This is a genomic window from Nocardia sp. NPDC004340 (assembly GCF_053602575.1).
The window spans coordinates 23,628-46,088 of the sequence record NZ_JBSGDW010000005.1 but is presented as its reverse complement, the minus strand read 5'-3'; the positions used below and the strand labels follow the sequence as shown (position 1 = coordinate 46,088).

17 protein-coding genes are annotated in these 22,461 nt (G+C 70.4%); 5 read left to right on the top strand and 12 right to left on the bottom strand.

The annotated features are described in order from the left end of the window. Positions 1 to 71: 71 nt before the first annotated feature. The gene (locus tag ACWEOI_RS21140; protein WP_357086879.1) at positions 72 to 323 is read left to right on the top strand and encodes a mycoredoxin; all 252 of its coding nucleotides are present in this window, start codon (positions 72 to 74) and stop codon (positions 321 to 323) included. Positions 324 to 383: 60 nt separating this feature from the next. Here the strand turns inward: ACWEOI_RS21140 and nudC are convergent, their stop codons facing one another. From nudC to ACWEOI_RS21120, 4 genes are all read right to left on the bottom strand, one after another. Beyond that, the gene (nudC, locus tag ACWEOI_RS21135) at positions 384 to 1,304 is read right to left on the bottom strand and encodes an NAD(+) diphosphatase (protein ID WP_433667739.1); all 921 of its coding nucleotides are present in this window, start codon (positions 1,302 to 1,304) and stop codon (positions 384 to 386) included. A 26-nt stretch (positions 1,305 to 1,330) separates the two neighbouring features. Continuing rightward, on the bottom strand, positions 1,331 to 2,389 hold the full coding sequence (locus tag ACWEOI_RS21130) for an NAD-binding protein (RefSeq protein ID WP_433667741.1): 1,059 nt from the start codon (positions 2,387 to 2,389) through the stop codon (positions 1,331 to 1,333). A gap of 120 nt (positions 2,390 to 2,509) precedes the next feature. Continuing rightward, positions 2,510 to 6,505 carry a UvrD-helicase domain-containing protein gene (locus ACWEOI_RS21125; protein WP_452361058.1) on the bottom strand — a complete coding sequence of 1,332 codons (3,996 nt, stop codon included), beginning with the start codon at positions 6,503 to 6,505 and terminating at the stop codon, positions 2,510 to 2,512. Positions 6,506 to 6,528: 23 nt separating this feature from the next. Further along, positions 6,529 to 10,002: an ATP-dependent helicase gene (locus ACWEOI_RS21120; RefSeq protein WP_452361057.1), complete on the bottom strand. Its 3,474-nt coding sequence runs from the start codon at positions 10,000 to 10,002 to the stop codon at positions 6,529 to 6,531. Between the two features lie 151 nt (positions 10,003 to 10,153). Between ACWEOI_RS21120 and ACWEOI_RS21115 the strand changes: the two genes are divergently transcribed. Both ACWEOI_RS21115 and ACWEOI_RS21110 read left to right on the top strand, forming a co-directional pair. After that, a complete protein-coding gene (locus ACWEOI_RS21115; RefSeq protein ID WP_433667742.1) occupies positions 10,154 to 10,930 on the top strand; it encodes an alpha/beta fold hydrolase in 777 nt (258 codons plus the stop codon). A gap of 18 nt (positions 10,931 to 10,948) precedes the next feature. Beyond that, on the top strand, positions 10,949 to 11,248 hold the full coding sequence (locus ACWEOI_RS21110; protein ID WP_452360684.1) for an MGMT family protein: 300 nt from the start codon (positions 10,949 to 10,951) through the stop codon (positions 11,246 to 11,248). 103 nt (positions 11,249 to 11,351) lie between these two features. On the opposite strand, the gene ACWEOI_RS21105 is transcribed toward ACWEOI_RS21110, so the two are convergent. Next, positions 11,352 to 11,645: a WhiB family transcriptional regulator gene (locus ACWEOI_RS21105; RefSeq protein WP_379275954.1), complete on the bottom strand. Its 294-nt coding sequence runs from the start codon at positions 11,643 to 11,645 to the stop codon at positions 11,352 to 11,354. Between the two features lie 44 nt (positions 11,646 to 11,689). Then, positions 11,690 to 12,124 carry a hypothetical protein gene (locus ACWEOI_RS21100; RefSeq protein ID WP_433667746.1) on the bottom strand — a complete coding sequence of 145 codons (435 nt, stop codon included), beginning with the start codon at positions 12,122 to 12,124 and terminating at the stop codon, positions 11,690 to 11,692. Positions 12,125 to 12,375: 251 nt separating this feature from the next. Here ACWEOI_RS21100 and ACWEOI_RS21095 point away from each other — a divergent pair, with 251 nt between their 5' ends. Continuing rightward, the gene (locus ACWEOI_RS21095) at positions 12,376 to 13,245 is read left to right on the top strand and encodes an alpha/beta fold hydrolase (RefSeq protein WP_452360683.1); all 870 of its coding nucleotides are present in this window, start codon (positions 12,376 to 12,378) and stop codon (positions 13,243 to 13,245) included. A 43-nt stretch (positions 13,246 to 13,288) separates the two neighbouring features. Here the strand turns inward: ACWEOI_RS21095 and ACWEOI_RS21090 are convergent, their stop codons facing one another. Next, complete coding sequence (locus tag ACWEOI_RS21090; RefSeq protein WP_452360682.1) at positions 13,289 to 14,131, bottom strand: MmyB family transcriptional regulator; 843 nt, start codon at positions 14,129 to 14,131, stop codon at positions 13,289 to 13,291. Between the two features lie 342 nt (positions 14,132 to 14,473). Between ACWEOI_RS21090 and ACWEOI_RS21085 the strand changes: the two genes are divergently transcribed. Beyond that, entirely contained in the window at positions 14,474 to 16,222 is a 1,749-nt protein-coding gene (locus tag ACWEOI_RS21085) for an NTP transferase domain-containing protein (protein WP_452360681.1), read from the top strand. Positions 16,223 to 16,248: 26 nt separating this feature from the next. Here ACWEOI_RS21085 and ACWEOI_RS21080 read toward each other — a convergent pair whose 3' ends face one another. From ACWEOI_RS21080 to ACWEOI_RS21060, 5 genes are all read right to left on the bottom strand, one after another. Further along, positions 16,249 to 17,031 (bottom strand): helix-turn-helix domain-containing protein, encoded by a 783-nt coding sequence (locus ACWEOI_RS21080; protein ID WP_452360680.1) that lies wholly within the window; start codon positions 17,029 to 17,031, stop codon positions 16,249 to 16,251. 207 nt (positions 17,032 to 17,238) lie between these two features. Continuing rightward, on the bottom strand, positions 17,239 to 18,921 hold the full coding sequence (locus tag ACWEOI_RS21075) for a dipeptide ABC transporter ATP-binding protein (protein ID WP_452360679.1): 1,683 nt from the start codon (positions 18,919 to 18,921) through the stop codon (positions 17,239 to 17,241). Next, positions 18,918 to 19,823: an ABC transporter permease gene (locus ACWEOI_RS21070; protein WP_452360678.1), complete on the bottom strand. Its 906-nt coding sequence runs from the start codon at positions 19,821 to 19,823 to the stop codon at positions 18,918 to 18,920. The genes ACWEOI_RS21075 and ACWEOI_RS21070 overlap by 4 nt, the downstream gene beginning before the upstream one ends. Further along, the gene (locus ACWEOI_RS21065; RefSeq protein ID WP_433667760.1) at positions 19,820 to 20,779 is read right to left on the bottom strand and encodes an ABC transporter permease subunit; all 960 of its coding nucleotides are present in this window, start codon (positions 20,777 to 20,779) and stop codon (positions 19,820 to 19,822) included. The genes ACWEOI_RS21070 and ACWEOI_RS21065 overlap by 4 nt, the downstream gene beginning before the upstream one ends. Further along, positions 20,776 to 22,362 carry an ABC transporter substrate-binding protein gene (locus ACWEOI_RS21060; protein WP_452360677.1) on the bottom strand — a complete coding sequence of 529 codons (1,587 nt, stop codon included), beginning with the start codon at positions 22,360 to 22,362 and terminating at the stop codon, positions 20,776 to 20,778. Before ACWEOI_RS21060 ends, ACWEOI_RS21065 begins: the two co-directional genes overlap by 4 nt. Positions 22,363 to 22,461 lie beyond the last annotated feature (99 nt).

Below are 22,461 nucleotides of genomic sequence, written 5' to 3'. Positions count from 1 at the left end.
GCCGCCGTCGATCCGCTCACAATCGACCCCGCGGCAGGAACACGATCGGCGGTGAGTATGTTGCATCGACCGTGACTGCTACCGATCTGACCATGTACTCGACGACCTGGTGCGGCTACTGCCGTCGCCTCAAGACCCAACTCGACGAGGCCGGGATCACCTACGAGGTGATCGACATCGAGGACCACCCCGAGGCCGCCGAGTTCGTCGGCAGCGTCAACAACGGCAATCACGTTGTGCCGACGATCAAGTACCGCGACGGCTCGACCGCCACCAACCCGAGCCTGAATCAGGTCAAGGAAGCCCTCGCCGCCATCGGCTGAGCCCCTTGGATATCGAAGAAGCCGCACACCCGTAGGTGTGCGGCTTCCTGTTGTGCGACCTCAGTTCTCGGCGGCCCAGGATTCGACGATGGTCCGGGCGATCGAGATCGAGCCCGGCAGTAGCAGTTTCGCCTCGCCGCCGGTGGCTCCGGTGGGCGATCCCCAGGCGCCCGCGGCGAGCGCGTCGCGCACCTCGGCCCTGGTGAACCAGTACGCCTCGGCGATCTCGCCGTCGCTGAAGGCCAGGGGCTGGTCCGGGTCGCCGACTGCGGCGAAGCCGAGCATGAGCGAGCGCGGGAACGGCCAGGGCTGGCTGCCCAGGTAGCGGATCTCGCGGACGTCGACGCCGACCTCCTCCTTGATCTCGCGTTCGACGCAGCGTTCCAGCGACTCCCCCGCCTCCACGAATCCGGCCAGCAGTGAGAACAGACCCTGCGGCCAGGTGTGCTGACGGGCCAGCAGGACGCGGTCGCCGCCGTCATGGATGAGGCAGATGACGGCCGGGTCGGTGCGCGGGAAGTCCTCGTGCCCGGCTTCGCTGATCCGGGACCAGCCGCCGTTGGCGGGCGTCGTGGGGCTGCCGTCGACCGGGCTGAAGGCGGCCTTGTCGTGCCAGTTCAGGACCGCGATGGCGGTGGCCAGCAGGCCGGTGCCGAAGTCGTCGAGGTCGAGGGTGGCGCCGAAGGCGCGCAGATCGGCCAGTTCGCCCTCGATGGTGTTGTCGCGCACCGCCCACAGGTGGATGTCGCCGTCGACGCCGAGGAAGACGGCCTCGGGGGCGCGTTCGGGGGCGAGGGTGAGCGCGGCCTCGAGCACCACGCCGCCGTTGTCGACGCGGACCTGGCCGCGCTTGTTCATCCGGAGGAGTTTGGCCTGGGGCCAGCCCTCTTTCAGCGCCTGTTCGTCGGAGCGGAGGTGTTCGGCGCGGTCGAGCGAGGTCCGCGACAGCACCGGAACGGCATTGAGCTCAAAAGCTGACACACCCCGAGACTAGACGGGCGCCCCGCTCAGGCGTGGACGCGCCGCAGATACAGCAGCTTGTCGTGCGCCTCGAGGGCGTCGGTCTCGGGATCGCCGACCCGGATGAGGTTGCCGTCGCGGACCACGCCGAGCACGATGTCGCGCAGGTGGCGCGGGGAGCCGCCGATCTCCTCGGTCTCCACGTCGCGTTCGGCGATGGCGAAACCGGCGTCGGGGGTGAGCAGGTCCTCGATCATGTCGACCACGGTGGGCTTGGTGGTGGCGATGCCGAGCAGCCGGCCTGCGGTCTCGGAGGACACCACCACCGAGTCCGCGCCGGACTGGCGCAGCACGTGGGTGTTCTCGGCCTCGCGAACGGCGGCGGAAATCCTTGCCTTGGGGTTGATCTCGCGGGCGGAGAGGGTGACCAGCACCGCGGTGTCGTCGCGGTTGGCGGCGACCACGACGGCCGACGCGTGCTGAACCCCGGCCAGCCGCAACACATCCGACTTGGTGGCCGAGCCCTGCACGGTCACCAGTCCGGCGTTGGCGGCGAATTCGAGGACCTGCGGGTCGGTGTCGACGACGACGATATTGCTGGGCTGCTCGCCGTCGGCGAGCATGGCGTCCACGGCCGTGCGGCCCTTGGTGCCGTAGCCGACTACCACGGTGTGATTACGCACGGTGCGCCTCCATCGCTGAATCTTGAACGCCTGCCGGGATCGTTCGGTGAGCACGGACAGGGTGGTGCCGACCAATACGATGAGGAACAGGATCCGCAGTGGCGTGACCACGAGAATATTGATCAGCCGCGCGGTCGGGGTGACAGGGGTGATGTCGCCGTAGCCGGTGGTCGACAGGGAGACGGTCGCGTAGTACGCGCAATCCAGCAGACCCATGTGCTCGCGGGCGTTGTCGTTGTAGCCGTCGCGGCCGACGTACACGACCAGGGTGGCCCCGACCAGCAGCAGCACCGCCAGGCCGAGCCGCCGCAGCAGCGAATACCAGGGGCTGGACTGCGCGGACGGGATCCGCAGCACACCGACGAGCGCGAAGTCGGGCCGATCGGTGAGCCCGGCCAGTCCGCGCGAAGAATCACCCAACACGCGAATCACCGTTCATTTCTGGCACTTCTGGCAGCGGCACAGGTCCGGAGCGTACCGGGCGAACCAGGGCCCGGCGGTTCCCAGCGGGGCGCGTCGCGAACTCGAGCCGCGACCTGGGACTCATCCCTGGAGGTCCGGCGGCAGGTACTCCGGGTCCGGTGGCGGCTCGAAATCCGGTGGGAGATCGAAGTCGGACTGCGGGAAGTCGAAGTCGGGCAGGGGATCCCGGAGTGTGCCGGACCGGGAACCGGTGTCCGGGTCGGCGGGCGGCTCGATATCCGGCGGCGCATCCGAGCCGAGTGGCGCTTCTGAGCCCGGCGGCGGCGCGGCGGCGTCCTCGACCGCGGAGACTCCCGGGCGCGCCGCGGGCTCGGGGCGTTCCGGAGTTCCGGGGCGCGTCGAAGTGGGCCGGGGGCGCAGCAATTCGACCTCGACGGGTTCGGTGGGCCCGGGGTCGTCGTAGTCCGGTTCGTCCGGCAGCGGGGGTTCGTCCGGCAGGGGCGGTGCTTGCGGCGCGCGGCGGGGAGCCGCGGTGGTGATGATGGCGGCGAGTTCGGCCGGGCCGGGCAGGTGCGCTGGCGCGATGGTGCGGCCGGAGCGGACGTAGTGGAAGGCGGCGAAGGTCTCGGCCAGCACCTCGGCTTCGGGGCGGCCGCTGCGCGCGGCTTCCAGCCGGGCCCAGGCCAGCCGGTAGACGGCCAGCTGCACGGCGACCGAATCCTCTTCGCCGCGCCGGGGTTCCGCGCCGGTCTTCCAGTCCACGATCACCCAGGCCCCGTCGGGCCGGCGGAAGACGGCGTCCATACGGCCGCGGATCACGGTGCCGGCGATGGTGGTCTCGAAGGAGATCTCGACTTCCACGGCATTGCGGTCGGCCCACGGGGAGGCGAGGAAGGCTTCCTGGAGGCGCATCAGGTCGGCGTCGGTGTCGCCGGTGTCGGCCGCGCCGGGCAGGGTTTCGAAGCCGAGCAGGCGGGCGCCCGCGAACCAGCGTTGCAGCCAGGCATGGAAGGCGGTGCCGCGGCGGGTGTAGGGGCTGGGCGGGTAGGGCAGCGGACGGCGCAGGCGCGCAGCGAGTTTCGCGGGATCGGCGCGCAGGTCGACCAGGGCGGTGGCGGCGAGCTGGCCGGGGAGTTCGATCTCGCGGGTGGCTTGTTCGGCGGCGCGGTGCTCGGCGATGAGGGCGTCGACGTCCTCGGCCCAGCCCTCGGGGTCCTCGTCCGCGGAGTCGTCCGGCGCGCCGTCGGTGGTCTCGGGATCGCTTGCCGGGTCGCCGAATCCGGGACCGAAGTCGAGTTCGATCTGTTCGGGCCGGGATTCGTCGCGCAGTACGTCGAGGGCGGCCTTGACCAGGGCCGCGCCCTCCTCCACGAATTCGCGGCGGGCGCCGAGCGGGTCGCGGGGCCAGGTCGCGGTCTGCGGGTTGTCGGTGAAGGGGTTGGGGGTGCCGGGCAGCGGCGGGTCGTCCCAGCGGTCGATCTGCACGCCGCCGGACAGCGACGAGCCCGGCGTCTCGGTCTCGTTCTTCAGTTCGAGCAGGAAACCGGAGGGGCCCTTGGGTTTCGAGCCGGTCTCGGCCCAGTGGTGGGCGGAGACGAACAGGGCGCGTTCGGTGCGGGTGAGGGCCACGTAGAACAGGCGGCGTTCCTCGTCGAGGCGGCGGGCGGCGAGGGCCTTCTTGTGTTCGTCGAGGGCGCGTTCGAGGTCGGCGCGGTCGTAGAGGTCGGCCAGGTCCAGGACGGGCACGCCGTCGGTGGCGTCCTCCTGGGCGCGGTCGCCGCGCAGCGAGGTGGGGAGTTCGGCGAGCGCGCCCATCCAGGTGGCGGTGCTGGTGCCGGAGGGGAAGGTGCCGTCCACCACGTGCGGGACCGCGACCACCTCCCATTCCAGGCCCTTGGCGGCGTGCACGGTGAGGACCTGGACCCGGTCGTGGGCGACCTCGACTTCGCCCGGCTCCAAACCGTTCTCGACCTCCTCGGCGGCGGCGAGGAAGTCGAGCAGCCCGGTCAGGGAGGACCGGTGGTCGGCGGTATAACCGGCCACCACCTCCGCGAAGGCGTCGAGGTGTTCGCGTCCGGCGGCGGCGTGGGTGCGGCGGGCCTGGGTCTCCACGCCGACGCCGATGGTGCGCTCGACATCGGCGACCAGTTCGGCCAGCGGCTGCCCGGAGCGTTCGCGCAGCGCGCCCAGCTCGCGGCCCAGCGCCACGATGCGGGCGAAACCCTGCGGCGAATACTGTTCCGCCTCACCGGGATCCGCGATGGCGTCGCCGAGGCCCGCCTTCTCGGCGGGTTCGGGGGCGACCTCGCGCAGCGCCTCGTCCAGGGTGGCGGTGTCGGTGATGGCGTCGGTCTGCCCGGCCGGCCGGCGGATGGACAGCTCGCGCGCGCGGCGGGACAGGGCTGCGATATCGGAGACGCCGATGCGCCAGCGCGCGCCGGTGAGGATGCGCACCGCGGCGCTGCCGGCGGCCGGGTCGGCGATCAGGCGCAGGGTGGCGACGATATCGGCGACCTCCGGCGTGTGCAGCAGCCCGCCCAGGCCGACGATCTCCACCGGCAGCCCGCGCTCCCGCAGCGCCTCGGCGAGCGGCGCGGCATCGGCATTGCGCCGCACCAGCACCGCGGAGGTCGGCGGCGGGTTCTCGGCCTCGGCGGCCTCGGCCCATTCGGCGGCGATCCGTTCGGACACCCATTCCCGTTCCATCGCAATGGTTTCCGCCAGCGCGAGCGCCACCAGGCCGTCGGTGGCGTCGGGCCGGGGCCGCAGCGCGTCGACCGTCACTCCCCCGCCGCGCGCGGCCCGCTCGCGCAGCGGGTCCGACACCAGGTTGGCCAGATCCAGCGCTTCGGGCGGATTGCGCCAGCTGGTGAGCAGCGGCAGCACGGGCGCGGGAACCCCTGGCGCACTGGGGAAGTCGGTGGTGAATCGCGGCAGATTGGCGGCCGACGCGCCACGCCAACCGTAGATGGACTGCATGGGATCACCCACGGCGGTCACCGCCAGCCGCTGACGATGCGGCCTGACCACACTCGGCTCGGCCGGTTCGGACTGGGCGCGGGGATCATCCACCCCGGTCGCCGGTCGCGCCGGCTCACGACCCGCTCCGGCATCGCGTTCGATACCACTTCTCGAATCGTGCTGCGGTGCACCTGATTCCGAAGTCACAGCCGGTGCATCGGCGGTCGCTCCGAACAGCGCCGAGAGCAGGATGCGCTGGGAATGCCCGGTGTCCTGATACTCGTCGAGCAGCACGAGGCGGAAGCGGTCCCGTTCCGCCACACCGACTTCCGGGTGGGTGGCGGCGAGGCGGGCGGACAGCGACATCTGGGCCCCGAAGTCGAGGGCCCCGCGGCGGCGGAGTTCCTCGGCGAGGCGATCCACCAGCGGGAGCAGGGCGACTCGCTCCTGCTGGGCTTCGACGATGTCGGTGAGGGCGCGTTTGGGTCCGCCCTTCTGGCGCGGTCCGGCGGGGAGGGTGTGGACCAGGCGCTCCAATTCCAGGTGGGCCGTGGCCAATTCGCGGGGATGGACGAGGTGCTCGGCCAGCTGCCCGGTCAGGGCGAGGACGGCTTCGGTGACGCCGACGGGGCTGCGGTCGGTGTCCAGGTCACCGTCCCAGGTGGAGACCACGCGGTAGGCGAGCTGCCACAGCTGGGTCTGGGTGAGCAGGGTGGCGGTGGGTTCCACCGGCAGCAGCAGGCCGTATTCGGTGAGCAGTCGACCCGCGTAGGAGTGGTAGGTGCTGATTTCCGGTTCGGCGGCGGCGAGCTGGGCGCGCAGGTGCCCGGCGGGGTCGAGGTCGCGCACGACGGGCGCGCCCGCGAGCCGGGCCAGGCGGGTGCGGATGCGGGTGGTGAGCTGCTGGGCGGCTTTGCGGGTGAAGGTCAGGCCCAGCACCTGATCGGGTTCGACCAGGCCGTTGGCCACCATCCACACCACGCGGGCGGCCATGGTCTCGGTCTTGCCGGCGCCCGCGCCCGCCACCACCAGGGTGGGTCCGGGCGGGGCGGCGATGACGGCGGCCTGTTCGTCGGTGGGCGGCGGCAGGCCGAGCGCGTCGGCCAGTTGGCGCGGGGTGACGCGGCCTCCGGCGGCCCGGCCGTCGCCTGCCACGGGATCGCCGTTCGATGCGGTGGTCACTCGTCGGTCACCTGGCGGCCGCGGTCCTGCACGGGGCAGCTGCCCGCCACCTTGCAGTGGCGGCAGCCGTCATTGCGCATGGCCAGGTAGCTGGGGCCTTTCGAGGCGTCGGCGGCGTGGTGCACGATATCGCGCCAGCTGTCGACGCCCGCGGCGTCCAGCGGCGGCTGGGTGCGCTGGGTGGCGCCTTCCTTGGCACTGGGTTTGGCGACGTAGACCAGGCGCGCGCCGCCGGGTTCACCCTCGCCGAGCGCGCCCTCCGCGGCGGCGACCTGGTAGGTGGCCAGCTGCGCGTGCTCCTCGGCGGCCTGTTTGGAGATGGGCGTCTTACCGGTCTTGACGTCCACGATCACGAAGCGGCCCAAGGCATCTCGCTCCACCCGGTCCACCCGGCCGGTGATCCGCACCGGCACCTCGCCGGGGCCGCGGGCGGGCAGCACGCAGTCCACCGGGACCTCGACCCCGATAGCGGTGAGTTCGTCGCGGGTATTGCGCAGCCAGGCCAGGAAGGTGTCGACCATGGTCTCGGTGCGGCGCAATTCCGCCCGGGAATGCCAGTTCTCGCCGTCGCGGGCGGTCGGGTCGACCTTCTTCCACGCCTTCACCAGGGCCTGCTTCACCTGGATTTCGCTGACCTGCCCGGCCAGCGCCTGCACCAGGGTGTGCACCAGATTGCCCTTGAGGGCGTGCGGGTTCTCGGCGTCGCTGCCGCCGTGGCGTTCCAGCGCCCAGCGCAGCGGGCACGTCTCGAGCTGGTCGACCGTGGACGGGGACAGGGAGATCATCCCGGATTCGCTGTCCCACAAAGGATTCACCGAGGAGAGTTCGGCGGTGCCGTACCAGTCGTCGGGGTGCGCGCCCCGCACGCCCGCCTGGGCCAGCCGTGCCAGCTGCCGGGCGGCGCGGGCGCGGCGTTCCGGAGCCGACTCGGGATCGCAAGCGGCGGTGCGCAATTCCGCGATCAGGGCGTGCACGGCCAGGGCGCGGCCCGGGTCTACGGCCGGTGGAATCTTGCCCGGTCGCCCGTCGGCGGCGTCGGCGTCCAGCTCGCCGAGGAAGCGTGACGGCACCAGATCCTGGTCGCCCGTGACCGATTCGACCGCCGTGACCAGCAGCGACCGCCGGGCCCGGCTGCACGCGACCAGCAGCAGCCGCCGCTCCTCGGCCAGCAGCGGCGCGGACCGGCTCACCTTCTCCCCCGAGCCGCCCACGCCCGCGAGCAGGTCCACCAGTTCCTCGACGCCCAGCAGGGTGCCGCGCAGCCGCAGGTCGGGCCAGATCCCCTCCTGGACGGCGGCGACCGCCACGGTGTCCCATTCCTGGCCCGTGGCCGCGTGCGCGCTGCAGATGGTCACCGCCTCGCCCGGGTCGGTGATCGGCGCGTTGTCCTGCGGGATCACCTGCTGCTCCAGGTATTCCACGAAGCCCTCGACGGTGGCGCGCGGCAGCCGGTCCACGTAGGCCGCGGCGGCCTCGAACAGCCCGACCACCGCGTCGAGATCGCGATCGGCCTGCATGCCGCCCGCGCCGCCGCGCTCGGACTGGCCCACCCAGCGCCGTTCCAGGGTGGAGGCGGTCCACACGCCCCACATCACGTCTTCGAGCCCGGCTCCTTCGCGGCGCAGCTTCCGTGCCCGGCCCAGCGCCTTCAGCACGCGCCGCAGGGGTGCGGCCTCCACGGTGGTGAGCTTCTCGAGCACGACGCGGTTCCCGGTGCCCACCAGCAGATCCCGGAGGATCTCCGCCGACGAGCGGTCCAGGTCGGCGAAACGATCGGCGTCTCCGTCGAAGCTCGAATCGGACTCCACCACAACAGGTTCCACCGCGTCGCCCGGCGCGATGACCGCGTCGTCCGCGTCGTCACGCTGCGGATAGCCGAGCTCCATCACCGTGCGCCGGATGCCGCGCCGCAGTCGGCGCAGGCTGATCTGGTCGGCTCCGCCCAGGGGTCCGGCCAGCAGGTCGAGCGCGTCGTCCGCGGTGAACGCGATGGGCCGCGGGTGGCGGACCGCGGTCGGGTCACCGGCGGTGATCGCGCGCAGCGCCAACAACATCCAGGCCGCGCCGCGCCGCCGGGCGAGCGGGACGTCGGCGGGCGGCTGCCGCACCGGCACCCCGGCGGCCAGCAGCGCCCGGCGCAGCGGGGCCAGCGACAGCGGTACCGAGCGGACGATCACGGCCATGCGAGACCAGGGCACGCCGTGGGTGAGGTGCGCGCGACGCAGATGGTCGGCGATCAGCGCCGCTTCCTTGGCGGGTGTGGTGAGCACCTGCACCCGCACCTCGCCCTCGAGTTGCGGCGCACCCCAGTACGTTTCGGACAATTCGGGCGCAGCGTTCCCGGAACCCGGCGGGGTGCGATGGGTCGCGGAGCCGGGGAGGCGGGACGCGATGCGGTCGGCTACTTCCTGGACAGCGGTGGCCGAGCGATGGTTCCGGCGGAGGACGATGCGGCGGTCCGCGGGGGCGCCGGGGTCGGCGGCGAAGCGGGGGTCGGCGCCACGGAAGGCGTAGACGGCCTGATCGGGATCGGCGGCGATGAGGGTGGCGGCATTGCCCGAACCCAGCCGACGGATCAGTTGAGCGGCATGGGGATCGAGGTGCTGGGCGTCGTCGACGAGGACACAGTGCAGCCGATCCCGTTCGGCGGCAAGGAGTTCCGGGTCGGTGTGGAAGGCGTCGAGGGCGGCGGTGACGAGTTCGGCGGCATCGAGGGCGGGCGCGCTGGCCTCGGGCACGTCCATGCCGACCGACCAGCGCAGCATCATGATCTGCTCGTAGCGTTCGGCGAAATAACCGGCGGCGACCCATTCCGGGTGCCGATGTTCGCGTCCGAGTTCGATCAGATCCTCGGGTCCCAGACCGCGTTCGGTGGCCCGCAACATGAGGTCCCGCAATTGTTCAGCGAACCCCGCGGCGGTGAGCGCCGGATGCAGGCGTTCGGGCCATCCGGCGGCGCCGTCGGCGAGGTCGCCGCGCAGCAGTTCGCGGATCACGATGTCCTGCTCGGACCCGGTGAGCAGGCGCGGCGGTGGATTGCCGTGAGCGGCCGCGAAGGTGCGCAGCAGGCCGAAGGCGTAGGAGTGGACGGTCCGCACCAACGGCCCCCGGGTCGCGCCGGGCACGCCGGCCACGTCCGGATCGAACGCGGCGGAATCGAACCCGGCCGGATCGGCGGCGGCCGCGGCGACGCGGGCGGTGATGGCCGCGCGCACGGCGGTGGCGGCCCGCTTGGTGTAGGTGAGGACCAGCACCGATTCCGGCGCGGCCCCGGCCAGGATGCGGGCGGCGGCCACCTCGGCCAGCAGTGTGGTCTTCCCGGTGCCGGGCCCGCCGAGCACGTGCCAGGGTCGCCAGCCGGGGTCGGCGCCGAGCTCATGGAAGAGCGGCCGGAGGGCGGGGTCCCACTCCCGGGGGAGTGTCTCCGCCTCGGCTCGGCGCACCAATTGCACCGAGCTATCCGATCGCATCACGTCGGCTATTTCAACAGACCGGCCCGACAGTTTTCGTTTGCCATGAGTTGTCCGTGCTGCCTGTCACATTCCATGAGGCGTTCATGATCGACCGGGGCGAGCGTGGTCCGCGATTTCCCGCGGCGCGGGCAGGCAGCAGAATGGGCGTGTGGTGGAGCTTCATACTCATCGTTTCGGTCCCCCGACCGGTCCGGTCGTGCTGGCATTGCACGGGTTGACGGGCCATGGCAAGCGCTGGCAGGCCCTGGCCGACGAACATCTCCCCGACGTCCGGATCATCGCACCGGATCTGCGCGGGCACGGGAGGTCGCCCGGCGTGCCGCCGTGGGATTTCGAGGCGATCGTGGATGATCTCGCCGCGCTGCCGGAACTCGGCACCGGCGAACCGGTGGTGGCGCTCGGGCATTCGTTCGGCGCGGCCGTCGCGGTGCATCTGGCGCACCGCCGCCCGGATCTGGTGCGCGGTCTGGTGCTGCTGGATCCGGCCATCGGTCTCGACGCCGAGCGCATGCTGAGCATCGCGACGTCCATGCTGGCGTCGCCGGATTACGAGAGTGTCGAGCAGGCCCGTTTCGACAAGCTGGAGACCGCGTGGGGCGAGGTCGACCCCGCGGTGCTGGACGCCGAGCTGGCCGAGCATCTGGTGCCGACCGCGCACGGCCGGGTGGGCTGGCGGATGACGCTGCCCGCGATCATCGCCTACTGGGGTGAGATCGCGCGCGACTTCGTGCTGCCGCCGCGGGAGCTGCCGACGGTCATGGTGCAGGCGATGAAGGTGGATCCGCCGCTGGTGTCCCCGGACTTCCGGGCGGCGTTGTCCGCGCATCTGGGTGATCGGCTCACCGTCCACGAGTTCGACTGCGACCACATGGTGTCGCAGGCGCGCCCCGCACGAACCGCGGAGCTGATCCGCACACTGCTCTGATCTCACGGAAGGCGTGAAATGCCCACCAGCGAAGCCGAAATCGAGCGAGTGCGGGAATTGGTGGCGGCGATTCCGCCCGGCCGGGTCGCCACCTACGGCGATATCGCGGCCGCGGCGGGCTTGTCCACACCGCGCACGGTGGGCTGGATCATGCGCACCGACGCCGCGGATCTGCCCTGGCATCGGGTGCTGCGCGCAAACGGTACGCCCGCACCACATTTGGCGCATCGGCAGTTGGCCCAGCTGGCCGCCGAGGGCTGCCCGCTGGCCGGGGATCGCGTGGACCTGCGGCGGGCCCGGTTCCGGTTCGAGGAATGAACCGGCTACCGGCCCCGAGCCACGGAGGAATTCTGTCCCTTACTAACGAAAATCTTCGAAAAACTCCGGCCGGATCGACGAAATTGCCGGGCCGGAACGGCCATCAGGCCGCGCCGCGCTCGAAGCGGCGGCGTTCGCGCGGCGAGAGTCCGCCCCAGATGCCGAAACGCTGATCATGGGAGAGCGCGTAGTCGAGGCATTCCTTGCGCACGTCGCACGAGGAGCAAATGCGCTTCGCCTCGCGGGTGGAGCCGCCCTTGTCGGGGAAAAAGGCCTCGGGGTCGGTCTGGGTGCACAGGGCCTGCTGGTGCCAGGATTCGGAGTCGGCTCCGTCACGGCGGGCGAGAGATTCGAACATGGCGTCGAAATTGGTGAAAAGCAGCTTCACTATCCTCATCCCTTCAATACAAGTTTCAGAAAGAAAAACGCACGGTATGGTTTTTACCGACCCATGCCGCAGTCACCACTGACCGCAGCCAACCGCGCCTGCTCACCATTGACGAAGATGCGACGGGCGTGCACGGCCGCCGGAGCGCCCGACCACGGCGCGAGCGCGGTGGTGAACATGAGTTCGCACCAGCTCAATGCCGGAACCTCGCCGCCCGCGAGGGTATTCAGAAGAGAGAGTTCCTGATCGCTGTCATTCCACGCGGCGAACAACCACGAGGCATCCAGCCGGCCCAGGAATTCCTCGGCGTCTTCCGGAACGCCCAACGGGGCGTCCACCGCGAGGTGAACGACCGCGGCGATCGCGTGGCGCATACGGGCATCGAGGCCGACCCCGTCATGGAGCAACAGGCCTTCGAGCGACTCCCGCAATCCCGCGCCGCGGTCGATCCGGAAGTCGTTCCGCCGGGCCGTGGTGACGTCGAACATTTGTTTCCTCCCTTGAAATTGCGCTTGTCCCAAAAGCGCCATGCGCTGATTTAAATGTGCCCGTGATCTTGTTGTCCAGTTTTGGGGCAATCTGGGGCAAACCCCTAGCAGTACTGACACTGGCCAGTGTGGGTACCCGCCGGGAACCGCACCGCAGGGTGCCTGGCACCACGCGGGCAAACATATAGGGAGTGGCGTGTTCCGCCGTTTATGGTCTGACCATGCCTTATGTGCGATCAGGTTCAGCAACAGTGCATTACAACATCAGCCAGGTCAGCGGCCCCACGCTTCTGCTCGCCCACGGTTTCTTCATGGACGAGTCGATGTTCGAGCCGATGCGCGAATCCCTGGCAGCCGCCGGTATCAATCTCGTAACGGTCGACGCGCGTTGCCACGGACGGACACAGACACCCGATGGCGAACCGTTCAGCTATTGGGATCTCGCGGCCGACGGATTGGCGGTGCTCGATGATCTCGGAATCGAGCGCGCGGTCATCGGCGGAATGAGTCAGGGCGGCTACTCCGCATTGCGCATGGCATTGCTCGCGCCCGAACGCGTTCAGGGGCTCGCCCTGATCGATACCGAGGCGACCGCGTGCACGCCGGCCGAATTGGCCTACTACCGCGAATTCTTCGAACGCTGGACCGGAGAGGAGCCGATGGCCCCGCTGGTGGCCGAATTGGCCCCGCAGCTCATCGGCGGCACCGATCCGCGGCAGTGGCGGGCCTGGACCAGCCGCTGGTACAGCTCCGACCGCCAGGCCATCATGCCCGCCGCCCGCTGCCTGATGGAGCGGCGTTCGGTGCTGCACCGACTATCGGAGATCACCGCGCCCGCCCTCGTGGTGCGCGGGAGCCACGACGGCAACAGCACGTCCCAGAAGTCCGAGGCGCTCACCGCCGGGCTGTCCGGAGCCGACGGCGTGGTGACCATTCCCGGCGCGGGGCACGGTGCGGCCTGGACCCATCCGGAAGTCGTTGCGCCCCTGCTGATTCGGCTGGTCGAGCAGTCCATCGCCCGGCGCGAGAGCCGGCTGGCGCGGGCGCTGTCGGCGCCGTGGCCCGCCAAGCGGGGTCAGATCGAGAATCGGGCCGAGCGCGGGGTTCAGGCCGCGCAGTAGCCGGTCGCCGGCGCAGGAGCCCCGCGGGCCGTGCCCATGGCGGTCACGGCCGGCCGGTGCCCTCGTCGAAGGCGGTCCCATCGGGGGAAATCCCGGCCTCGTGCCAGCTCGGGATGCCGAGGAAGATCTGGATCTGGCTGGGGTAGGCGGCGTTGAAGACGCTGAACAGCTGGACCGCGATATCGAAGCGCCGGGCGGTCTGCCGCTCGCGCAGGCGCATGGTGGCGCGGGGCCGTCCGTAGGCGGCGATGCCCTCGTCCCACATTTCCCGGAAAAGTCCGAAACGTCCGAGTTCTGCGAGGAATTCAACCGACCAGGCGGTATCTCCAGAGCTCGCGATCAGCCCGCGCAACCAGTGCACGGTGAGCCGGACCTCTTCCTCCCACTCGACCATCACCTCGCGCGCCGCGTCGTTGCCCAGGAACCAGCGCAGAATATTGGTGTCGCGCTCCAGCCCCGGGAATGCGCGCGCGTAGCTTTCGTTGCACGCCAGCACATTCCAGCGCGTATCGACGTAGGCGGCCAGATTCGGCTCGTGCAGATCGAGCGCGCGGCGCATGTCGTCGGTGATTTCCGCGCGCAGTTGCTCCACGGACGGGAATTCGCTCACCCCGAGTCCGGCCAGATCGAGCAGATGGCGGCGCTCGACGGCGGACAGCGGGGTTATTCGGTCCAGATATCGCAGCAGCGCATCCACCACTTCGCGGGTGGGGTGGCCGCGATCGCCCTTCTCCAAATGACTGATGTAGCTGGCGCTCACACCGGCGTTGAACGCGAGCCTTTCGCGTGACACGCCCCGCGCATCACGCAGGCGGCGCAGCAGCAATCCGAAAGTCGGCGGCTTCAGATCGTCCGAGTCCCTATCCGGTTTCACGCCCAGCACCACGCCGTTCCCTCTCCACAAACACTCAGCAAACCAACCTTCATCGCTCTGAGTCCTCCTGGTTCCGGACAGTGGGACCCGGTGTGACGCCTGGTGCGAACTGTGACGAACGCCGCATACTCCGCCAGTTCTCGACTCGGATACTGCCATATGCGATTGTTCCGAAGGTTAAAACAAGACCATTTCTACTATGTGTCGTGCCACATCTCATAACGTAACGACTATCGGCAATTGCTTAGCAAGCGCAGGTTTCCGGCGTGCCCGGCGACCCCTGAACAGCGTGCCACTACGATCTTCAACCATGCGCAGTGAGGCCCTGACACTCCCCCACCCAGGAACGGGATCGTGACACCCGTCGACGCCATCGTGCTGGCCGGAGGAAAGGCCAGCCGGATGGGCGGAGTGGACAAACCCGCGCTGGTCGTGGGCGGGCAATCCATGCTCGACGCGGCGCTCACCGCGGTCGCGGGCTGCGCGCGCACGGTGGTGGTCGGACCGCACCGGCCCGAACTGCCGCCGGAAGTCCTTCAGGCACAGGAGATACCGGCCGGGGCGGGCCCCGTCGCCGCCATCGCCGCAGGTCTGGGCGCACTGGCCGGGTGTGAGTTCCCCGCCGGGCTGATCGTGGTGCTGGCCGCCGACATGCCCTTCCTCACCGCGGCCGCGGTGAGCGAACTGCTGTCCCACGCAAGGGAATCCGGGAGCGACGCGGTATTCGCCGCCGACGCCTCGGGCCGCCCGCAGTACCTGGTCGGCGTGTGGCGCCGCGCCGCCTTGGAGGCGGCGCTGAATTCCCTGGACTCCCTGGTGAATCGGCCGATGAAGGCGCTGGTGCCGGTGGACACCGCCATGGTCGCGCTGCCCGGCGTCGAGGACTGCGACACCCCCGAGGATGTGCGCCGGGCGCGCACCGGCGCGGTCCGGACGGCCGAGCCGCTGTGGCTCGACGAGGCGCGGGATGTGCTGCGCGGGAGCATCTCCCCGCTGTCGGCGCGCCGCGCCACCCTGCGCTCGGCGCGCGGCGCGACCCTGGCCGCCCCGCTGCTGGCCGCCGACGCGTTGCCGCGTTTCGACGTGTCGGCCATGGACGGGTACGCCGTCAGCGGCGACGGGCCGTGGCAGCTGCGCCGCGATATCGGGTTCGCGGGCGGTGAGCGGCCGGTGGGCCTGCTGGACGGCGAAGCGGTCCGCATCGCGACGGGCGCGCACGTGCCCGACGGGACCAGTTCGGTGGTGCGCGACGAGTTCGTGCACATCGGCGAGGACGGCACCCTGTACCGGCTGCCGGACACGCCGATCCGCGAGGACGTGCGCCGCCGCGGCGAATACTGGCTGCCCGGCGCGGAAGTCGCGCCCGCGGGCACCCCGGTCACCGCCGCCCTCATCTCGGTGGCCGCCAGCGCCGAGGTCGCCGCGGCGTCGATCCGCGGCCCGGTGCGGGCGCGAATCGTGATGACCGGTGACGAGATTCGCGGGGACGGCCCGCTGCACACCGGCCAGACCCGCGATGCCATCGGCCCGGTGCTGCCCGACATCCTGGCCTGGTACGGCGTCACCACGATCGACCGGGTTCACCTGCGCGACACCGCGAACGCCTTCGACGAGGTGCTGGCGGCCGCGGCCGACTGCGATCTGCTCGTCATCGTCGGCGCGACCGGCGGCGGCGCGGCCGACCAGCTGCGCTCCGCGCTGGACCGCACCGAGTCCACCGTGCTGTTGCGCCGGCTGCGGCTGCGGCCGGGCGGCTCCACGGTGGCTGCCCAACTGCCTTCCGGCACAGTCGTTCTGGGACTGCCAGGCAACCCCTTCGCGGCCATCTCCACCCTGCTGGCGCTGATCGGCGCCATCGTGGAGGGCATGACCGGTGCGACACCGGCGCGGCGGGTGCTGGGCCCGCTGGCCAACGCGGCCGAGCTGACCGCTCCGGTGGCCCGCATCGTCCCGGCGCGGGCGCTGCCCGATGGCGGCTTCCAGGGCGATCTGCGGCTGCACACGGCCCATCTGGCCGATCTGCTGGACCGTGACGGCCTGGTGATCGTTCCCGCCGACGCCGAGGACGGCGCCCTGGCCGAGTTCATTCCGCTGCGAGGCTGAGAGCGGCGTCCCCCATTCCACCGGGCTCAGCCGGGGAGACCGAGAACGGTCAACAGCTGGCCCGGGTAGGCCGCGCCGTCGATGCGGCCGGTCTGCGCGAGAATCCGGCGGCGCACACCGGTGATCGGGTTGCGCATGTGCAGGGTGAAGACGTGGGGTGCGAACTCGACGCCGCCGTCGGACCACGCCTGCCGGAATTTCGGGAATTCCCCGAGATCCCGGATCAGATCGGTGAATCCCTCGGTATTTCCGGAGCGGCCGATCAATGCGCGCATCCAGCCCGCGATCAGCCGGGCGTCCGACTCCCAGTTGACCATCACTTTCGCGGCCAGCTCATGACCGAAGAACCAGCGCAGCATATTGCTGTGCGGGAGCAGTCCGGGGAACGCGTCGCGCCAGGCGGCATTGCACGCCAGCAGGTTGGACCGGATGTCGAGCAGCGCGGCCATATTCGGGCTGTGCAGATCGAGAGTGCGGACCATCTCCGGGGTGATGACCGCGCGCAGTTCCGCCGCGGACGGAGCCTGGTCCGATCCCAGGCCGGACAGATCGTCGAGCTGGCGACGGTCCTCGCTGGAGAGCGGGACCAGCCGGTCCAGATAGCGGGTGAGCGCGGTCACCACTTCGCGAGTGGGGTTTCCGCGGTCGCCCTTCTCCAGATGCGTTATGTAGCTGGCGCTTACGCCGGCGTTGAATGCCAGCCGTTCGCGGGAAACACCGCGATTGTCACGCAGCCGCCGCAGCAGGTTTCCGAACGTGGGTGCTTCGAGTTCCCGAAAATCCTGTCCGCATACCGCTCTCGCGCCCACTGGTTCCCTCCTTCTCGGAATCCCGGTGGCCCACCTCGCCTCCCCATAGAGGCACCACCGAGATCCGCTTCAGGACGGATACTTACACAGATCGGTATATGAACCTCTCAGCGCCGCAAATCCAATCAGTATCACCGAATAATCCTGTTGGTATACGTGACACGGGATCGGTGATGGACGGCGGGGAGTCCGATCTCCAAACTACCGTCAAGCCCCCAAAGCCAAGGGCGGTTCCGCGGAAGAGTTTTTCGCTTCCCGTGAACGCACCGGATCCGGGGCGGGCACCGCGTCGAGCAGGCGGCGCGTGTACTCCTCGCGCGGACTGCCGAACACGGCGTCGACCGGGCCCGATTCGACGATACGCCCTTCTCGCAGGACCACCACCCGGTCGGCCACCTGATGCACGACGGCCAGGTCGTGACTGATGAACAAGCAGGCGAATCCGTACTCGGCGCGCAGGTCCGCGAACAGGTCCAGCACCCGCGCCTGCACCGAGACGTCCAGGGCGCTGGTGGGTTCGTCGGCCACCAGCAGGCGTGGGGCCAGGGCCAGGGCGCGGGCCAGCGCGACACGCTGGCGTTGCCCCCCGGACAGTTCCCCGGGACGGCGTGTCGCGTACTCACGCGGCAGCCGTACCGATTCGAGCAGTTCGCCGACCTTGGCGCGGAGCAGCGCGCCCGACGCCGCCCGGTGCACCCGCAGCGGCTCCCCGATCGCGTCCTCCACCGACCGCCGCGGATCCAGTGAGGCGGTCACGTCCTGATGCACGAGGGCGACGTTCTTGCGCAGCCCGCGCAGTTCGCGGCCCGGTAGCCCGGTGAGCGGGACTCCCTGTAACACCACCTCTCCCGCCGTCGCGGGCACCAGGCCGAGCGCGGTGCGGCCGAGAGTGCTCTTGCCCGAACCGGATTCCCCGACCAGGCCGATCACCTCGCGCGGGGCCAGCGTCAACGACACGCCCCGCAGGGCCTGGAACTGCTTGCCGTGGCGGCGGTAGACGACCGAGAGATCGCGGACGCGCAGTACCGGTTCGGGGTCGGCCGCGGCGGGCGTCTGCGGCTCGGGCTCCGCGGTCACCACGGCCACCGGGGGCGCCGGGGGCGCGCTGTCCTGCGGCAGCACCGGGACGGCGGCCAGCAGTTCCCGTGTGTACTGCGCCCGCGGGCTCGCGAAAAGCTCACGGACCGACCGTGTTTCGACCACCTCCCCGGCCCGCATGACCACCACCCGATCGGCGATGGCGGCCACCACGCCCAGGTTGTGGGTGATGAACAGGATCGCGGTGTCGTTGCGCCGCTGCAGGTCCCGCAACAGGCGCAGGATCTCGGCCTGCACGGTGACGTCGAGCGCGGTGGTGGGCTCGTCGGCGATGAGCAGGTCCGGTTCGCCGGACAGGGCCAGCGCGATCACGACCCGCTGCTTCTGCCCGCCGGAGAGCTGGTGCGGATACCAGTCGACCCGCGTCTCCGGCTCGGGGATGTCGACGAGTCCGAGCAGTTCGATGGCGCGGGCGCGGGCCTGCGCCTTGCCGATCGGCCGGTGGGCGCGCAGAGCCTCGGCGATCTGGCTTCCGATGCGCCGCACCGGGTTCAGGGCGGTCTGCGGTTCCTGGAACACCATCGCGGCCCGGGTGCCCCGCAGGGGCCGCAGCTCGTCCTCGGTGGCGCCGACGATCTCGGTCCCGTCCAGCCGGACCGAGCCGGTGGCGGTGGCGCCGGCGGGGAGCAGCCCGAGCACGGCGCGCGCGGTGAGCGATTTGCCGGAGCCGGATTCACCCACCAGCGCCACGGTCTCCCCGCGCGCCACCTGGACGTCCACGCCGCGCACGACCTCCCGCGCACCGAAACGTACTGCCAGGTCACGAATGTCGAGCAAGGTCTCGGCGGTCATATCACCCTCCGGGCGCGGCCCAGAGCCTGGGCGATCAACAGGAATCCGAGCGTCAGCGCCGACACCACCAGCAGCGGCCCGACCGCCATGGCGGGATTGGCGTCCAGATTGCGGGTGGACTCGGCGATGAGGGACCCCAGCGACGGGTTCGGCGGCCGCACCCCGATGCCGATGAAACTCATGGCGCTGTCCACGAACACGGCCAGCGACAGAGAGAGCGCCAGCTGGACCCCGAGCGGTTCGATCACATTGGGCAGCACGTGTTTGCGCAGGGTCCAGGCGGTGCTCGCGCCGATCACGGTGGCGGCCTCGACGAAGGGCTGTTCGCGCACGGCCAGCACGGCGGTGCGGATCTGCCGGCCGAAGATGGGGACCTCGGCGGCGATGATCACGATGGCGACCGCGTGCGCGCCCGGCCCGGTGACCGCGGTCAGCGCGATCGCGAAGATGAGCGCCGGGAACGCCAGGATCAGGTCGAACACGCGCTGCGCCAGCACATCCGCGACCGGATTCACCGTGGCGGACAGCCCGATGACCGAGCCGAGGGCCGCGCCCGCCGGAACCGCGAGGAAGGCGATCAACAGGTCGACGCGGATGCCGTAGAGCAGGCGGGTGAACACATCCCGATTGAGGTGATCGGTTCCCAGCCAGTGCTCCCCGCTCGGCCCGAGCAGATTGGCCCCCGGGATCTGCTCCAGCGGCCCGTATGTCGTCAGCAGCCCGGCGGCCAGCGCCGTGACCACGATGACGGCGATGAGCAGCACTCCGGCCAGACCCTGACCGCGGGTGAGCGCGCGCCACGGCGAGCGACCCGGATCCGATCGACGCACCGGATCTTCCGCGGCCGGCTGGGCGGTGTGGTCGGCGGGCAGCGTGTCGAGGGCTGCGGCGGACTCGCTCATGCGCGGCCTCCGATGCGGATGCGGGGATCGAGGTACGCGTGGGCGATGTCGGTGAGCAGTTGGAGGCCCACGAACACCGCGACCGAGAACAGCAGCAGGGCTTGCACCACCGGGTAGTCGCGGCGGTTGATGCCCTCTTCGATGAGGCGGCCGATGCCGGGCCACGCGAAGGCGGCCTCGACCAGGACCGCGCCACCGAGGAGATTGCCGGTCTGGATGCCGAGGGTGGTGAGCATGGCGGGCAGGGCGTTGCGCAGGGCGTCGTGGGTGACGATGCGGCGACGTGGGACGCCGAGGGCGCGGGCGGTGAGGACGTACGGCTTGGCGAGTTCGGTGCGCAGCGCCTCGGTGAGGAAGCGGGTCAGCGCCGCCGACACCGGCAGGGCCAGGCACACCGCGGGCAGCAGCAGGTACTGCACGGCGATGTCGGGCCGGGCGAGGAAGCCGTCCGGCGGCAGGCCGCCCGAGGGCAGGACGGGGATGGTCACGGCGAAGACCAGCACCAGCAGCACGCCGGTCACGAAGACCGGGACGGCGACGGTGACGGTATTGGCGGCGGCCACGATCGCATGGATCCAGCGGCGGTCCCACAGCACCGACGCGACCGACACCGCCAGGCTCACGACGACCGCGAGCAGGAGCGCCGCGCCCGCGAGGATGAGCGTGTTGGACAACCCCCGCCCGATGAGGTCGGAGATCTGGCCGCCGATGAGGTACGACCGGCCCAGGTCGCCGGTCACCACGCCGCGCAGCCACGACAGGTACTGGGCGGGGATGGAGCGGTCCAGTCCGAGCTGATGCCGGATGGCCGCGACGGTTTCCGGCGTGGCGTCGGCTCCGGCGAGGATGGTCGCCGGGTCGCCGGGCACCAGCCGCAACAGCAGGAAGATCAGCACCGAGGCCCCGAACAGCACCGCCAGCGCGGAGGGGACCCGGCGCAGCAGGTAGGCGGTCATGCCAGGAACGCCTCGGTCAACGCGAGTTCGCGGCGCTTGGTCCAGTTGAAGCCGTGCAGCTTCCGGGTCGCCGAGCCCTGCGCGTACCGGACGCCGATCTCGATGAGGAACAGGCTGTCGAGCAGCTGATCGCTCAACGCCTGGTAGGCGCGGACCGCGTCCGGGCCGGTGCTCTGCGGCAGCTGCCAGGCCGCGTCGGCGGCCGCCACGTAGGCGGGCGATTCGAAGTGGGAGGCGTTCTTCCGGGCATTGAACGGGTAGGCGCTGACGGTCAGTGTGGAGGGCACGAACTGCGCCCAGGAGTGGTCGGTGATCCACAGGCCCGGGAACTGCGCGCCGATCAGCTGTTTGACGAAGGTGGCGTTGTCGGTGGGCGCGAGTTCCACCTCGATGCCGATCTCGGCCAGGTTGGCCTGGACGATCTGCGCGGCGGCCTCGTACGCGGACACCGCCGTGTTGTAGGTGAGCGGGATCTTCGGCGGCTTGGGCAGCTGGGCCAGAATCTGCTTGGCCTTGGCCACATCTCGCGAGTAGCGGGTGTTGCGGGCGGCGTCGAAGGCCGGCGAGTTCTTGGGCCACGGCAGGTTCGCGGCGTAGCCCGCGCCGCGGAACACCTCCGCGATGATGCGCTCCCGGTCGACGGCGAAGGCGATGGCCTGCCGCAGCCGCACGTCCGACAGCACCGGGTCGGCGACGTTCGCGCCGACGTAGATCTCGATCTCGGCGCCCTCGTAGGTGTAGACGCGGTAGCCGTCGGTCTTGGCCAGGTTCTCGTTGTCGCGGTAGGTGACGCCGTCGGCGAGGTGGATCTGCCCGGTCTTGAGGGCGTTCAGCTGCGCCTGGTTGTCGGAGATGATGGTGAGCTCGACCCGGTCCAGGTAGGGGCGGTCCGGCACCCAGTAGTTCGCGTTCTTCTCGAACACCAACTGCTGGTTGGGGATTCGCTGAACGAATCGGAACGGCCCGGTGCCGACGATCTTCTCGCCGGTGCCCAGCTGGTCGATCGATTCGCTGTCGAGGATGGGCACGGTGTCGAGCAGGTCGAACAGATTGCTCAGCGGGTGTGCCAGGGTGAGCGTGACCCGGTGCGGGGCGCTGGCGTCGATGCCGGTCACCGCGGCGGCGGTGCTCTTGAGCTGGCCCGACCATTTCGGGTCGGCGTAGGTGCGCAGCGAGAACTCCACATCCTTGGAGGTGAAGGGGCGGCCGCTGTGGAATGTCACGTCGTCGCGCAGTTCCAGGGTGATGGATTTGCCGTCGGGCGCGACGGTCCAGCTCTTGGCCAGCAGCGGCTGCGGTTCGAGCTTGTCGTGCGGGTACCGCACCAGGGTCTCGAAGACCAGGCCGACCACGTACGGCGTGGTGCCGGTATTGGTGAGCAGGTTGGCGGGCACGAGATCGACCAGCACGCCGTACTTCAGGGTCCCGCCGCGCACGGGTCGCGCATTGTCGTCGCCGCCCTTCTGCCGGCTCACCGCCGAGGTGCAGGCGGCCAGCGCCCCGCCGCCGAAGATCGCCAGGGCGGCGACGGCCGAGCCGCGCAGGAAGGTACGGCGGTGCAGGGCGCCGGGGGACGAATTCATCTGGAAATCCTCGAGTGTGGACCGATCGCTGGATTGTGTGCGGCGACGCTAACCGCGAATGCATGACGGATCACCGGTTGCACGCAGCCAGAGTGAAAC